Origin of the sequence: Aquabacter sediminis, from assembly GCF_028863665.1 — a bacterium.
GTDB lineage: Bacteria > Pseudomonadota > Alphaproteobacteria > Rhizobiales > Xanthobacteraceae > L1I39.
Genome location: NZ_JARBFX010000005.1, coordinates 117520 through 133765 on the forward strand (window position 1 = coordinate 117520; position 16246 = coordinate 133765).

A 16246-nucleotide genomic window follows, 5' to 3' on the forward strand; every position below is an offset into this window, starting at 1 on the left:
TCATTCATCCCCGAATGATGATCTCGATATTCTCGACAGGGACGCCGAGCGTGCGAGACAAGGCCGCCTTCGCTTGCGGAATCGTCAAGGTCAGCGTGTCGAGGGAAGGCGCGGCAGGTGCGGCTTCCTCTTCGCGCTCGTCTGGCTCTTCCTCTGCCTCAAGCTGGGAGCGGTCAATACGCGCCACATCCACCTCTGCGCCCGCGGCTGCTTGCCCCAGGCTGCTCGCGCTCCACTCCCACTCAAAGCGCGAAACATTCCCCCTGCGGCCCACCACATAGGCTCCAAAGCCTGCTTTTTGCAGCTCCTTGGCCAGATCGACCGCCGCCGAACGGTCGCTGCGAATGATCTTGGCAATCCGGGAAATGCTCGTGCTCGATGGATCACGCTCGCGCATGGCCATCACCTCGAGAAACGCCCGTGCATTCGGACTTTTCGCCCTCAGTTCGCGGGCACGCTGGGCCAACAGCTCGAATTCGGCGTCTTCATCATACTCATCTGCGGACATGAAAAGCCTTCTAAGGTCCCTCTAGGCAAAGAAAGGCTATATTTTGCGTCTGACGGCGTCAATCAATGCCTTGTGGAGGAGGATGTTTGCGCCTCCCGCAGGCGCTGACAGGCACCAAAACGGCATCTGCAACCCACGCGCTAGTCGCCACATCAGGCACATTCAAAGCGGAGAATGCAGGCCATCAACAAAGACTTCTCCGTCGAAATGGAAATCAAAAACAAGGACGTTGAACTCTAGGTCAACGACAACAACGGTGAATTTAAGGGAGACCTCTCTATCACTCGGACTGGCCTGATTGGGTGTAAGGGAAAGACGAAGCTCGAGAACGGTGTTCCAGTGGACCCGGAGCAGTTTTCGAATAGATGGAGAACGAATGAAGGGAGGTGAAGGCCTCCCCTTTTTTTGTTTTCATCGCCGCATTTATATTGAGGTATTATGCGGCAATATCTAGAATCATTGGCATGAATTACGGCTATGCACGCGTTTCGACTGATGGGCAGTCTCTAGAGAGCCAGATCGAACACCTAAGTGCCGCCGGCTGCACGATCATCTTTTCTGAGACGGCCAGCGGGGCCAAGACGGAACGCCGCGAGCTGCGCAAATGCATCGGTAAGCTGAAGGCCGGCGACGTGCTGGTCGTGACGCGTCTTGACCGTCTTGCCCGCTCCACGCGCGATCTGCTCAACGTCCTTGCCGAAGTGGCCGAGAAGGGCGCGGCATTCCGTTCCATCTCTGATGCCTGGGCGGACACCACCACCCCTCACGGCCGCCTGATGCTGACCATTCTCGGCGGCCTGGCCGAATTCGAACGCGAACTGATCCGCACGCGCACAGGCGAAGGCCGCACGAGGGCCAAGGCACGCGGCATCAAGTTCGGCCGCAAGCCGAGGCTTTCTGCCGATCAGCAGGCCTATGTTGCAAAGCTCAAAGCCGACGGCGAAAGCGTCAGGCACATTGCCCGCATCATGGGAGTGAGCAAGGCGACCATCGGGCGGATCGGGGCGCCGGAAGCGGACTTTGACAGATGAGTACCTGACCGTCGGGTATGGGGCCGTATCCGGAATGGCAGCTATTGGGGACTTCAAAGGAGAAGCGGACATATGGCCGATGAAAGTAGAGGGCAGGCACTGATCCCTCTCTTACCTTGGCCGAGTTAGCTTTTGGACGGCGTCCCGACTCGGCAGCCTTGAGAGCATCAAGCCGGGAACCAGAATGTGCACAAAGCAAAGAACTGCATTCGGCTCTTCCGGCCGCCGAACAAGAGGAGGTCAACTGATTATGCCCGCCGTCTTTTGAGGCGCAAACCTATTCTACCAGATCAGCCGATGTGAATTCTTTCTCGACTGGCACCGGGGCGAGAACAATTGCCTAGCCGAACTGAAGGTCCTCGCTCCCCCCTCAAGCACGCTAGCACCGCCCCGTTCCATCTGCAGGAAGTGCTCGCTCCGCTACCTGGCGTATCCTCACCGGCTGTTCGCGCTTCGAGATCCAGGACGATCTTAAGGCCGGAGTTCCCGGTGGAATGGCGAGGATTCTGCTCTTCCGAAAGCCTTGTTCACCAAAGTTCAGAAGGCGGCCTCGACGCCGAAGGCCACTACCTCGCCCAGGAAAGTTACGTTACGATCCGGCCCTTAATGCATCACCGTCATCAAGCACTCTATGAGGGGGTCTGAATTAGCCATCGACTCAGTTTTGCCAGGCTGCGGAGGGCATTCCCGAGCAATTGAATTATTTACCTTCGCGCGGGACCCAGCGCCAGGCCGCTCCCTTTAGCTCTGGGGGCAATTCCGATGAAGTGACGGTGTCCTTCTTTATCTTCACAAGGTCATCCATAATCTTCTGAAGGGCGACGAGTTGGCTGTGGAACCGCTCGATATCGAGATCTACCACGAGCCAATCCACCAGCGCCGGGCACGGGAGAGGCTCCGGCAGAAGCCTCAAGTTCTCTGCCATCGCGGCGGCACGCCGTGCCATCGCCGGAGACCGATCAAACGCCGCGGCCAGCGATAACGCCGCCGCGATAGCGGCATCGGCCTGCTCGGCGGTCATGCCCAAGGAGCTTCCAGCCCCGGCTACCACTTTTTCCATTGCCGCGAAAAATTCATCCAGATCGACCCGCCTGCCGATCACGGCCTTGTGCAGCGCTATCTTGTGAAGCTTCGGATCGCGCACAAGCTCGGCGTTGTCGGCTAATATCCACGGGATCTGGCGCTCGTGGCACCAGATTTTGTCCCAACGCCCTTCGACCTCCTTGCAGTCCATGTCCTCCAGGATCGGAATGTGCGCCACGAGCCGCATCGGCGCGCCCAAGGTCTGAGACCTCGGCTTGTCGTCGACTGTCTTATCCGGGCGGATGTCGGCGATGATCAGAGCGTTCTCCGTCGGCGCCAGTGCGCCGCGGTCCGCGCCGTTCGACAGGAAGCCCGGAGTCACCCCGTGGTAGGGGTTCGGTGCCAGGGCGCCGTCGCCGCGAGTCTCCCAGCCCCCAGCGCCGATGAAGCAGCTGCCTCCGAATCCAGGCGCCGACCAATTGCAGAACGCGGTTACGATACCCGAAGCCAGATAGGCGCTCTGTGCGAAATAGTGATAGTCCGCATCGCGACTGGTAGCACAGGTCACGAACAGCAGACTTCGGCGCGGCTTGTGTCCTTCGGCCCCGCTGAATACTAGCGCTGCGTTCCGCGCATCGGCGACCACGGCCTCAAACCAGTCCTTCTCCGGCGCCACTTTGTACTTGGCCGCGACTTTCTCGAGGTGATCGGCGATGTTGCGCCAATTCAGCGGACCGTTGAAAACGAAGAGCTCGCTGCAGACTAACTCGTGGATGAATGACTCGATGCGGGTGAGCGAGCGGCTTACCGCCATCAAGGGTGTCAGGTCTCCGTGGCTGGGCTTGAACTCCTCGAACATTCCGATCGACGGATACTTCTTGGGCCTGTGGCGAATCCTTTCCGGGAGCTTTTGCTGGAAGATCGGCCCTTCGTCCTCGACCTCGCCGGTTGAAAGCACCGTCAGGAGATTGCCCGGTTGGGTCTCGTGGAAGACGACGCTGAGGTGGGCCTCCATTGGGCGTATGTCGGGATTCTGCTCAAGGCCGACGGGCACGTATGCGCCGTCACGGACCACTAGGCCGAAGCCGGTCTGCTGGCGGAATGTCCCGGCCCAGATCGAGATGTTGTAGCCGCGCTGACGGCAATGATCGACCATCCAGGTGATGGTCTCAGGCCAAGCCGAGTACTCCGGCATGACGAGGGCCTCGACACCTAAGGTGTCGCACGTCTCGAGCACCGCTGTCAGCACCTGACGGCGGCGGTGCTCGGCGAAGCTGAGCTTCCAATCGACGACGCCAGCCTCGACCCTTGGATACTTCCCCTCCTTGCCGTCGATTCCGTAGTTGGGGAATTTCTCCGGGTCGTAGCTGAGCGGAAAATCGTACTGAAGGATTGCCACCCGGCCATACCCGGTCTTGGCAAGGCCCGCTTCGGTGCCGCGCGCACGCCAGGCGCGATCGCGGCGAACCCGCCAGGCCGCCCGGCTGCCGGTAGGACCCGCAGCGGCCTTTCCAGCAACGGGCGCTGCGCCCGCGCCTTCAGGCGTGAGCGTAGGAGGAGGCTCGCTTTTGGCGTCTTGTTCCGGCGTTTGAGGCGGCTCGTGCGCCGCCTCGGGAACCGTCATGGGTTGCGGACCGAGCTCGCCTTGGGACTCCGCGTCATTCGAGTCTTCGGGTTCGAAGGCTTTATTGGTCGGCGCAATGGGTTGCGGCTCCGACTGCTCTTCCCCCTCCGACCTCCCGGCGGCGGGATTCATCGCCTGGGGCGCCGCGCCTTCGCTCTCGACCGCGGCATCCTTGAGCCCGGTGATCTTTCCCAGACTTTCGGAGATCAACTGCACGACCAGGATGCTGTCGCCGCCCTCCAGCATCGAGCAAGGGTGGACCAGACGATCCCCCTCCGGGACCGTTTCCACGCGGTCGATACGCTCACCGGCTGTCGAGATCAGGCTGCAACGCCACCACGGTAGGCGATAGCGACGACCAGCCGCGGTCACGAACTCCACGTGCTGGTCGGAAAGGACCAGACTGCTAAGCGGTGTCGGGTTCTCGGCCAACACCACGCCGGCAGCCTTCTGGATCGCTTCTAGGGCGCCGCGCGCCAGCCCGATGGCGCCTCGAAGGCCCGCCAAGTCGAGCGCGCTGGCCACTTCCCATGGCCAGCGATCGGGATCGTCGTCCGGTCGCGACGCGACCACCCCGAGCAACTCGGTCGCGAGCGCGCGCAACGGCGTCGCCAGCGCGGGATCCGGTAGCGGCAAAAGCCTCGGCCTGAGAGGGGGGGCGGTCTCCGTTGGCAACGGCGCCATCTCGAACGGTATGACCCCGGCGATCACGCTGATGATCGTGAGCCAGCCCGCGGTCGAGATTCGCTCAAGGCTTGCTCGCCCAGGGAGGGCCCGCTGGCCGAGCGCTTCAACCAAGGTGGCGAAGAGATCCTTGACCTGCCATTCGGCGTCGTAGCCCCAAGGTCTCGCTTCTCCCCCCGCCAAGGCCGCAGGCCGGCTTTCGCCCAGGCCAAAACGCGGCTCGATCAAGAGGAGCTCGCCGAAGGCGCCCAGTGCCGCGCATTCGGGGCGAACCTGAGCCAGGCGCCCCAGATCAGCCGGCGCGAACCGTGCAAGGATGGCCAGCACCAGGTCCTTCACCTCGAGTCGGAGCGCCGCCAACTCGAAGCTCAGGGCGGTCGCGCTCAGGACGGCCCTGCAACGGGCGTCTGTGGTCTGGTTTATCCAGGTGGAGATGGCGTCCGCGGTCCGGATGAGCGCCCGCCCGGGACGCGGCAGGCCAGACCGCACCGACGCATGCGCGAAGAGCCCCGCGTCGTCGGCCGCACGCAGTGATCTCCCGCCGACCGTTTCCAGAAAGCGAGCCCACCCGCCAGGCATATCCACGGCGAGCCCCAGGTCCATCCTGGCGCGCATGGCTCGCCCCGACAGCAGGAACTCCAGGGCGAGCGGACCGACCCTGTCATCTTCACCGGTCGCTTCCCGAAGGGCGTTGACGATACGGTGGAGGCTCATCGGCACGCTACGCGTGGCGAGCGCAGCCGAGACCTGAGCGGGATTGATCCAGCGCCCCCTCAGCCGCGAAAATGCCATGCGACGAAGCCGCGCCTGCAGTAGCCGCCGATCGCGCTTCAGGCCCGCCTGATGGTCCTCGACGGCACCATCACTGGGGATCGCGAAGAGATCCGCCACCGATTGGCCGATTCGCCAGATTTCGGCACCGGCGTGCGGCGAGCGCTGGACGGCGAGACCATCACCGCGCTGCTCGAAAATCAGCTGTTCGGCCTGCTCACGCCGAACGCGCCAGGCGAGCGCGAAGTAGGGGCTCGCTCCCTGAACTGCATCGGCCGCCTCCGCGCCGTCCAATTGCTGGACCGGACCGATCAGCGCGAAAACGTGGACCAGCGTCGTCTCCGGGCCCGGGTTGACCCCGTAGCGGGTCACAAGGCCGTCGAAGACGTCAGCGATCACCGCGAGATCGTCATCGACACGCCGCCGACCCGTGCGTGGATTCATCAGCAGGTCGCGATCACCAAGCTCGGCGCTCCAGCGCTGGAGATCGGCAATGGCCTCGCCCTGACGCCATTCAAGGTCCGCCGGCAAGATGGCCAGGGCGTCCGGGACCGCCTTTACGAGGATGGCGTGGACCGTGCGGCTCCCATCGGCGTCGGAGTAGCAAAACACGCCCGGTTGGTCTGCGATCGGCGGCAAGGGTAGGATTACCGCCTTGTCGACGAAGGTTCCTATCAATCCAGGACGTAGAGCCAAGGCTTCGCTCCGCCGTGGCCCAGCGGATAATGCCAAGAAAGCCGACAGGGTACGCATACGCCAGTCGGGCGGCGGGATCTCAGTTCCCCCAGCCAGCGCCCTGAACGCGCTCGCGATTGGATTTAGGCCCTCACTCCCGGCCGTCGGCGGCAGGAGTGTTAGGACCTTGTCGGCGGACCAAGCCATCGCCGCGGACAGAGCCGCGGGCGCCAAGATCTCCCCCCCAGCAGGCGCTGGGCCTCCGGCGACTTGCGCTTCGGCCGCAATCGCATGGAGCAGGCGGGTGACCGTCCCGCTATCGTTCTTGAGAAGCCCCTCCGGCGCGAAGGTGCGCATCCATCCAATAGCAACAAGGGCCGAGCCGGCCTCCGTCGGTGCCTCGATCAACGCACGCCGCGCGATTGCGAAATCGGGCTCGGGCTCGGGCTGCAATCGTATCGCCCGTGCCGCACGCTCCTCTAGTATCGCGCGCTGCAAAGTCAGCTGCGCGCCAAGATGATCGCGCACCAACTGCTGCGAACCGGGCGTGATTAGTCGCTGGAATAGCAGACCAAGAAGGCCTTCGTTGAGGATCCAGCAAAGTAGCTTGTTCTTTGCGCGGCCGATCGCGGTCTGGACCAGACGCGAAAACGTCGGGTTGCTCTCCGGACTTCCAAGGATGAGCCGCTCTAGCCCGGTGAGGAGGGCGCAATAGTCTCGAGCCGCGACCAACGCCTCGGCGAGCGCCATCTCGCTCGGGCGCACCCGGAGCTTCGGCGGCGCCTTCTCGTGCAGGGGCCGAAGGAGGAACTCGAAGAACTGGATGAAGCGCGCACAGGTCGATGCCTCTCCGTCATCCGTAGCAGCCAAGGCCGCCCTTAGGATAATGCGGCGGAGGATGTGGCCAAGGTCCGGCGCACGCAAATCGTCAGCCTGCGCTACCTTGGTCAGCATCAGCTCGAACTCTTCCCAGGGCGTCTGCTCTGGATCGTCCAGCGCGCTCCAGTGCAAGACGCTCAGGGCGGTGCGTCGGTCCAAAGTCGGGATATCGGCCCAGCTGCTGCGAACGTCAGGCGCCGGACTAGGTTGATCATCCGCTTCGCCATAGCCGACAAAGCCGGCCCCACGACGTTCGACGACCCAGTTGCGCGCGTCTTCCGCGCTCATCGGCGCGAGGTGCTCGGACTTTTCGTTCAGCTCCAGGCCAAGGCCTTCCAGCTTACTCTCGATCGCCGACCGTAGATTCCGAAGATCGTCGGGTGACCGAGCGGCAATGACAATGTCATCAACGTAGCGGGCGTAGAGGCCGCCACAGGCACGCTGGCCATCTTGCGCTAAGGCCTCCCCGTCCAGGGTCTTGACCCTCGCTTCCAACTCCGCGTCGAGTTCGAAGAGAACAATGTTGGCCAAATAGGAACTTAATGCTGGCCCCTGCGGCAGGCCTTTGGCGCCGCTTCCGCTGCACTTGGGCTGGCCATCGGCGGGCGCAGCGAAGCTGTAGCCATGCTCAATAGAGCCGAAGCTATGATCGAGAATCCAGCGCATAAGGCTGTCGCGCCGAGCGCCGCCATCCAGCTCCGCGCCGAACAGCGGCGCGATGTCAAACAGCACCATCGCGTCAGCGCTGGGCAAAGCTTGGTCGAGCGCACGCTCTACCGCGTATCGGGGCACGTGATCGTAGAACGACTTGATGTCCAAGCGCGCGATATAGATGAGGTCGGACCGCATCCGTTCGATGCGGCGGCCGATGTGCAAAATAAAGCTGTTCCAGCAATCCAAGAACGGCCGGAACATGTCGCGGCGGCGGTTTCGATCCGGTCGCTCCTCGAGCGCACGCATATCGATCTGGTAGGCGAAACTGACCGCGCTTTGTGGCCTAACCGCCCCCGTGACGACGAGCGCGGGCTGGTCGGACCAATAGCGCACCGCCGGAATGCGCTCGGCGATCTCCCGTTGTTCGCCGCGCACGCGCAGCAACTCGGTCAGCACGTATTGCTGCTGGATAGCATCTTCGGGACACGGTCCACATTTCAGCCGCGGCGCGCCGCTGTCCTTAGCCTCGTTGTGTGCGAGATATGGCCTTTGCGGCCCTTTGGGCCGCGCCAGGGATTGCTCAATCCAAGGCAAGAAGATCGACGCGCCTTCCTCAATGCGATCCCAGCTGGCGACGTCGACGGGATACTCCCGACTATCGGTCGATTCTCGGGCCAGGATCATCGCGTGCAACAGCGCCGCGTCCGCCGATCGCTCCTCTGCAATGAACGGCTCCGGCAACTTTCGCGCTACGTCGTCGGACGAGGCGCGCTCTAGCTCTTGAGAAAGACGACCGTAGGTTCGACTAAGCAGCCCAGCCTCTGACCGCGCGCCCAGAGTGGTCTCATCGGGGGCGAGATTCTGCCAGATCGCGGGCCAGTCAAGTTTCTGCAGACGCCGGGCCAGGCGGTTCTGGAGAATGATTGAGCCGCCGGCATCGAGCGCCTCCACTGCACCGGCCACGCCGGCGAATGAATGGTCGAGACTGACCGCAGCCAGCGCATCCAGGGCGGGCACCAAGGCCTCAAGAAGCGTTAGCCGGGCCTGGTGAGGATCGAGGCCGGCGAGAAGTTCATCGGGATCAATCTTGGTTCGGTCGTCGGCCTCCTCCATGTCCACGCCGACGACATCAACTAGGAACGACGCTTGCAGACCTTTGTGGAGGAGACGGGCTAGGGCGTCGGCCATACCTCGGCGCCCGGCCTTATCGGCATCGAAGAAGAGGTGAACCCTGAGGGCCCGTCCTGCTGATAGCGCCAATTCAGCAAGTTCGCCAATCGCCTCGACCTGCTTGTCGCTGATCGAGGCGCCAAACAGAGCTACCGCCGGCAGACCGAGACTTTCCAGCCGCAGGGCGTCGAAGACGCCCTCGACCAGGAACAGATCGAACCGGTCCGCGGCGGCATCAAGGGCGGCAGGCTCCTGGCCAGCGTCGATGCGTCGACGGACTTCGTCGCCTCGATATAAAAGGTCCGACTTCTTGAAGCCTTTGGTGAAGAGGTACTTCGGACCGTCGCCAACAACCCGTCGCGCCATGAACCCGACAGTCCTCGCGCGAAGATTCTTGATCGGGATGAGAACCGACGCGCCGCGCACGAACGGGGTCAGAGAGACCGACTTCAAGGACAGCGACAGCCCATTGTCCCCGGCGTAGCCAAGTCCCGCAGCAACGGCTTCGTCCAGCGCCGCTCGATCCTGGCCGAGACTGGCAAGGAAGGCTTCGGTAGACCCAATCACGATGCCTGCGGAAGTCAGGGTATCCAGACCGAACTTTCGCGCTTGCGCGAAAAGCTTGAGCTGCGGGAGGTCATTCTTCTCGTGCCAAAAGGCTTGAGCCCGCTGTCGGATGTCTTGGCGCGGCTCCTTGTTTCGCCATCCGCGCTGGCGAAGGTTCAGGCCATAGGTGCTCGCCAACCAGTCGATCGCGCCGGCGAAGTCGACGTGTTGACGCTGCTTGACGAGCTCGACCGTGTCGCCGTGTTCGTGGCAAGTGAAACAGTGATAGTGAGCGTCTTTCCCCTGGTAGAGATGCAGGGAAGGCTGAGTGTCGTTGTGAAATGGACAAATCGCTAGGCGGGGCGAACGCCGCCCCGGCGCCAGCTGTATTCCCAGTTTCTGCGCGACATCCACGATGTCAAGTTGCGAAATTTCGTCCTTCCAATCGGCCATAGTTTTTCAGCCTCATCCCCCAGTGAGGCGAACTGCGCCGATGGGAACCGATGACAATTTACCTATGGTGCAGCCCGGTGCCAAGGCACCAGCCATGCGTGTGCCGGGGAAAAGCGAGTAGTAGGCCTCACATCTGCCATCCCCTCGCTGGGCACATTTCGCCATCAGCTTCAGCGTTTGAACGTCTGAAATCCGGTGACATGCCAAAGACAGGAGTTTCGCCAAGGTGCCTTCGTCCCCTCGCGAATGTCCCCTTTCAGACCATGGTTGTTGGCACATTAATGACTGAAATGGGGGCGCAAAGCGGACGTCGCTGAAAGGGCTGTGAACGAACAGCAGAGAGTCAGAGGCGAAAGCAGTATCAGGCAGCGAGAATGCCGTCTCGTTTTGAGACTAAATTCTGAGACGCGTAACGGCTTGAAAAGACTGAGGCCGCCATACGTCTCATAACTTTTGAATTTTGAGACAAGTCATCCTTGATAATGGCGTCACGCTATCCGAATTGCGACAATCTGAAGCGCTGCATTGGACTTGGCCCGCAGTGGCCTATAGCTCCCCCCCGAAGACGCTTGATGCATCGTCGGCTTTGCGCCCTCATTGTCGCCGTTCACGCGCCAACCGGCGGCTTCCAATTCCTGACGGTCCCCTTCATGCCAGCCGGTGTATGCCAGCGGAATTGGCATGTCCTCATGCTCGGTGGAGATCGGAGCGGGTGCTTTTGAGCGCCAAGCCGCTTTTCCTGTGGTTCATTCAGGTACGGTGTCGCGGCCACCATGTGTCCAAATCGATCGTTCCCACCCAACAAAGGCCCTATCGTCACCGTCCCGGCCACGCCTATTCTGCCTGCCAATCAATCTGGTGGGCAATTGCTATACCCTGTGTACGCGCATACCGTGTGTGAAGGGGCAATGCGAAGGTAATAAGGTGCTTGAAGAGAAGCTTTTAGCGGAGTTCGCGGCAGGGCTCAGGGACGAAGCTAACGACAGGCTGATCGAGCTGCCGACGGAATTACCGTTGGCTTCGGAGACTGCGCTCGCTGAGGTGATCCTCGGTTACCTGGAGGAAGCCGGCTCGATAGCTGGCCATGACCTCTGTCCGCATGAGGATGTCGGACTTCATCGGCCCTGCCGGGTTATCGCCTATTCCCTGCCGGAAGATTCTGTCAGACTGGAGTTGTTTACGACGCTCGGCCTGAGTGCGGATCCGGTGCTGGCACGACGCGACATTGGTCGTCTCTCCGGATGGGCAGCACGCTTTTTCGAATATGCGGCAAAGGGCGATCACGTCCGTTTCGCGAATAACCCCGCCGCACTCGAAGCTGCTGCTCTGATCCAGACGGAACTGCTGCGCATTGAGGAAGTTCGGATCAACGTGCTTACCGACGCCCGTGTCAGGGATCGTGCGGTTGATGACATTGTCGTGCAAGGCCGGCGCGTCGAGACAGAGGTCTGGGATATCGAACGTCTCTATCGCGCGACAGGCGAAGACGTAACACGCGATCGGATCGAGATCGATTTCGCGAAAATGCTAGGCCGGCCGCTGGCATGCCTCGAAATGAAGCCGCGCCCGGCGGAATACGAGACATATATGGTCATCCTACCGGGGAAGCTGATCTACGATTTGTTTGATCAGTACGGGCCGCGCCTGTTCGAATTCAACGTGCGATCGTTCCTGCAGGCGAAGGGCGCCGTGAACAAGGGAATCCAGCGCACGATCAGGGAAGAGCCCGGCCGCTTCCTTGCCTACAACAACGGACTGACAGCCACGGCTGACGAGATCGAGGTATCGACTTGGCATGGTGAAACCGTCATCAACCGGCTGCGAGGGCTTCAGATCGTTAATGGTGCACAGACCACGGCCTCAATCCACCGCGCCCTGAAGGTAGACAAGCTTCCGCTGGACCAAGTGGCGGTTTCCATGAAGCTCACCCTCGTGCCACCCGAGAAGCTTGAAGAATTCGTTCCGCTGATTGCTCGCTTCGCGAATACCCAGAATCCGATTCAGGTGGCGGACCTCTCCGCCAGTGACCGCTTCCACCAGCAGTTCGAGGCGCTGTCGGAATCGGTCTGGCCTCCCGGCGAGGAAAGCCGCTGGTTCTATGAGCGCGCGCGGGGGTCATACCAAATGGCGCGGAACAGGCATGGATCGACGCCGGCCCGCCGCCGCGAATTCGATCGGACGTGCCCGCGTAGTCAGCACTTCGGAAAGACTGATCTCGCAAAATACCTGATGGCTTGGTGGGGCAGTCCCCAGATCGTAAGCCGCGGCGCGCAGAAGAACTACGCGACCTTCATGTTCAGCCTGCGCGAACGGCTTGGCGAGGCATGGAGCCCCGACAAGGACTTTTTCCGTCGCACGATAGCCAAGGCGCTTCTGTTCAAGGCCGCTCAGGGCGTGGTTCGCAAGGCTCGCCTCCAGTCATACGGGGCAAACGTTGTCGCGTACATGATCGCGCTTCTCGCCAGTCATCATGGCGACGGGATCGATCTCAAACGACTCTGGGACGAGCAGCAGGTCTCGAGCGAAATGGAGGCGTTGTTCGCGATGTGGGCGCCGCAGATCCACGCGGAAATCGTGGCGAGCGCTGGTAATCGCAATGTCACCGAATGGTGCAAGAAAGATGACTGCTGGGCCGAAATTGGCGCTCTCAATCTTCCTCTGCCATCGGCCATGCCGCCCGAATTTCGCGATGCGGCACCAGCGTCGAAGCAGCTCAACGGCAGTGAAGATCACAGCGAGTCGGACGATGATCTGATTGCGGAATGCGTGGATCTCGATGGTGCCGCATGGGCCAGGATCATGGCATGGGCGGCAGCGACACCAGCGATAGACGACTACGACCGCAAGGTGGTCCACACATTGAGCGGCTACGCGATGAATGGCTGGATCAAGCGTCCATCATCCAAGCAGGCTGTGCGAGGCAGCCGCGTCCTGAACGCCGCACGCAGCGCCGGGGTAGCGATCTGAAAGCCCAGTCGTCAGTAGTCTGGCCGTATTCCTCCACGACGTCCCGGCTTCGCGGTGCGCCTTCCCGTTCTGGGCGCAGCGGTATCACCATCATCCGATGACCTGGGCGCCTTGCGTAGGTTCTTCAGGATTGCCTCGGTGTTTCTTTCGCGGCGTGCGTCCGGCTTCCAGCTCTGCGCCTCCCGGATGAAATCCTCGTCGCCGATCGCTTCGCTCACGAGGTCCGCATCGAATTTCACCTGAACAAGCAGAGGGAAGCGTACCGCCTGTCCCGATACGATACCTTGGCCGCGACCGAATGCTTGCAAGATATTGGCGTCCGCCTCCGACAGGTTTTCCATCACTGACCGCACGAAGCTCTTGTCGCGCGGATTGACCAGACGGAGCACGAGGAAGCTGTTGCACTGTGCCAAGGTCGTCTCGTCCAGCCGGGATGGCCGCTGCGAGATGAGGATCAGGCCGGTGCCAAACTTTCTGCCCTCAGTAATCACCTTCCGGATCGTGGGCAGCGACGGAGTCTCGTCGGTCCCTTCCTGGCGGCTCGGGATGAAGTTGTGGGCCTCCTCGACCACGGCCTGGAAAGGAGGGATGATCCCGGAAAGCGTGGAGCGGTGGCCGAAGAGTGCCTCAAGGACCATGCTGACGATCGCCGACTGGTTGAGATGATCGTAGCCGGCGAGATAGAAAATCGAGACGGTTCCGGGCGCAACGATCTCATCCGGAGCATCGGACGGATCGGGCATCTCCTCGAAATCGTAGCTGGAGAAGCGGGACCGGCTGCGCAGCCTCGCATTATTCGACTCCATCTGCTCCAGATTGGAGAGAACGAATTCGAGCGATCTTTTGACCACGTTCATCGTGCCGCTGCGAGTGTCGGCGAGGTCCTCGGACAGGTCCTGACCGTCCTTGCGCCTCTTTTTCGCCGCGACCGCCTCCGCATGGTCGATCATCTTCCGTAAAAAGCTGGCGGCCGTCTCTCCATCCTGGACCTTCGCGTTGTTGAGTAGGTACAGATAGAACTGCTGCTGAGGATCGGTCAGCTTCTTTCCCATCTTGTCGATGAGATCGGAAATGATGCCGAGATTGTCCTGTCGCACGCGAATGACCGGATAGAGCACATTGATCCTGGTCTTCGGGAAACGGTCTCGGCTCTCATAGAAGCCGAGATAGTCGCCATGCGGATCGAAGATCACGAGCGGATATCGCAGCTCGATCAGCTCGCGAATGATCCGACGCGCTGCTACGGTCTTACCACCGCCTGTCATAGCGAGGATGGCCAGATGCCTGGACACGATATCGCGCGCCGACAGGCTGACCTCGACGTCGCCGCGGGCAATGAGACTGCCGACCAGCAGCTTCGCAGGAGCAGGGTCCGCTTGGTCATCGTCGCCAGTCAGCAGACGACGCACCGCGTCCGCCGGCGGATACAGCACCTCCGCGGAGGGTTTCACCGGGTAGGTTAAGGGAGAGAGCTGGGCGACACCAGGGTCGTCGCCGAACGTTGTGCCGAGGATCAGCACTTCCGCTTCGAGATGGTCACGGCTGCCTGAGAGAACCGTGTCGAGAAAGCGAATGTTCTCGTTCGCCAGCTCCTGGGCGGCCTCGGCCGGGAAAAAGGGATTGAAGCGATCGATGGACGTGATCCGGCCCCACACGGTGGCGATCTCGCGGTGGCCGGCTGACGCGACCGGCACCTCGACCCGAGTGGCAACGATGTCGCCAAGTTTTCCCTCAAGGTTCCGGAGAATGAAGGTATAGCGGCCCGTGGACGCCTCGCCCACGACGGTTCCGATACGCGGCCATGCCTCCGGCTCTGGTTTCGATCCCGCCCTTGCCATCTGCCCCCTCGATTCTCTCACGCACTCGGCCGGAACAGCCAATCCCGGCCCTTTGCGGCCAGCACTCTTTTCGCGAAGGCAACCGCCCTCGGATCGCCACTCTCGATCGCCCGCCTCAACAGCACGATCTGGTGTTGGCATTTGACCCCACGGCTTAGCCAAGCAGGTACTTTCGCGAAGCGATCCACGATGTCGAGGCCAACCGGAAATCCGTATGACGGTAATAGGCGGCTGGTGTGGAAGATCAGCGCCAGCAGGTCATCGAATCCATGGATGTCCTCGAAAGCTTCGACCCGGAAGGGCATCACCATCGCCGATGGCTTGATATAGGTCGTAAAAGCGTTGGGATAATCCCGAATCTTCCGTTTCCAGTCGTCCGGCCACTTGTTCTCCGGTCCCTGCCGCATGACGGGAGTTGGCACCACATACTCTCCGTCCCCTAGCACGACGTCGAGAAGCGAGGCATCATTCAGGCCGTAGGACAGTATCTTTCGCTCCAGTTCGCGCGCGTCCTTTTCCTTCAGGACCTTGCCGTCCTGGAGCCGATCGAGAATGCGCCGTAGGAAGACCGGGTCTCGCCCGATTGATCGCTCCACCGCACCTATCACTGGTGTCCCGGTCTCGCGGAGGCGTTCCAGCACCGTAAGATAGAGGGCAACGAACTGGCGTTCGCGCTCGTCACCTTCCCAGTCATCGTCATCCAGCAGCGTCCTGCAGGCATCGCGTCCGAAGGAAGGGAAATCTTCCAGCCCATAGGGCGCGACCGGATTGACCAGCGGTCCGTGCAGGATGATGGCGTCTACCCTATTTTCGCCAACGGTTTTCGCCAGCCGGTAGCCAGCGGCAACTTCGCTTACCATGCGCGCCGCGTCGCGCAGCTTCGCCACGTCGAGGAAATCGCTTTCGAAGAGAAATCCGGAATCGCTGAACAGGTCATCGACCAACGACAGCTCGATATTGAACTGTTCCCGTCTGTCCGACTCGTCCCCTGGCCGGACAATGTAGGACCCGACGCGAATGCCTATTGGCGCCGCCGATGGCAGCTCGATATTTGCGACGCCGCCGTCGACAAAGGCGAAAGACTTTCCGTGAAGTCTAGGCCAATAGTTATTGGGCGCATACTCGATGCGGCGTAGAAGATCGTTATTTTCCAGAAGCGCGCGGACGCTCTCGGCTATCCCGGAAAGATTCTCCACAAAGTCCGTGTGAGCCTGATTGGAGTGCTGCCGCGTGACTAGCAGCATGTTCGCCAGGAACTCGCCCTGGCCGATCCGCGCCTCTATCCGGTCCCTGATGTCCGCTTCAGCCAATACATCCCCCTGGAATCAGACTAGGATCCTCCCATGAGAGCGCAACATAATCCCGCCGAAGCGGATGAGGAACTGTTCATATCGGAGCCGGTAGCTCCCGAAGTGGCAGACGG

At 61.4% G+C, this 16246-nt stretch carries 6 protein-coding genes; 2 read left to right on the forward strand and 4 right to left on the reverse strand.

What is annotated here, in order from left to right:
- Window positions 1–4: 4 nt before the first annotated feature.
- Window positions 5–508: a hypothetical protein gene (locus PV781_RS11500; RefSeq protein ID WP_274775771.1), complete on the reverse strand. Its 504-nt coding sequence runs from the start codon at window positions 506–508 to the stop codon at window positions 5–7.
- Between the two features lie 464 nt (window positions 509–972).
- Here PV781_RS11500 and PV781_RS11505 point away from each other — a divergent pair, with 464 nt between their 5' ends.
- A complete protein-coding gene (locus PV781_RS11505; protein ID WP_274775772.1) occupies window positions 973–1539 on the forward strand; it encodes a recombinase family protein in 567 nt (188 codons plus the stop codon).
- Window positions 1540–2239: 700 nt separating this feature from the next.
- Here the strand turns inward: PV781_RS11505 and PV781_RS11510 are convergent.
- The gene (locus PV781_RS11510) at window positions 2240–10018 is read right to left on the reverse strand and encodes a CHC2 zinc finger domain-containing protein (protein ID WP_274775773.1); all 7779 of its coding nucleotides are present in this window, start codon (window positions 10016–10018) and stop codon (window positions 2240–2242) included.
- A 924-nt stretch (window positions 10019–10942) separates the two neighbouring features.
- Here PV781_RS11510 and PV781_RS11515 point away from each other — a divergent pair.
- The gene (locus tag PV781_RS11515) at window positions 10943–12985 is read left to right on the forward strand and encodes an AIPR family protein (RefSeq protein WP_274775774.1); all 2043 of its coding nucleotides are present in this window, start codon (window positions 10943–10945) and stop codon (window positions 12983–12985) included.
- A gap of 11 nt (window positions 12986–12996) precedes the next feature.
- Here the strand turns inward: PV781_RS11515 and PV781_RS11520 are convergent, their stop codons facing one another.
- Together PV781_RS11520 and PV781_RS11525 are read right to left on the reverse strand one after the other, a co-directional pair.
- Window positions 12997–14766 carry an ATP-binding protein gene (locus tag PV781_RS11520; protein WP_274775775.1) on the reverse strand — a complete coding sequence of 590 codons (1770 nt, stop codon included), beginning with the start codon at window positions 14764–14766 and terminating at the stop codon, window positions 12997–12999.
- Window positions 14767–14840: 74 nt separating this feature from the next.
- Window positions 14841–16133 (reverse strand): DNA double-strand break repair nuclease NurA, encoded by a 1293-nt coding sequence (locus PV781_RS11525; RefSeq protein ID WP_274775776.1) that lies wholly within the window; start codon window positions 16131–16133, stop codon window positions 14841–14843.
- Between the last annotated feature and the right edge of the window lie 113 nt (window positions 16134–16246).

Excerpts from the sequence above, each read along its gene's own strand:
- PV781_RS11500 (WP_274775771.1), bottom strand. The coding sequence starts at position 508 with ATGTCCGCAGATGAGTATGATGAAGACGCCGAATTCGAGCTGTTGGCC.
- PV781_RS11505 (WP_274775772.1), top strand. The coding sequence starts at position 973 with ATGAATTACGGCTATGCACGCGTTTCGACTGATGGGCAGTCTCTAGAG.
- PV781_RS11510 (WP_274775773.1), bottom strand. The coding sequence starts at position 10,018 with ATGGCCGATTGGAAGGACGAAATTTCGCAACTTGACATCGTGGATGTC.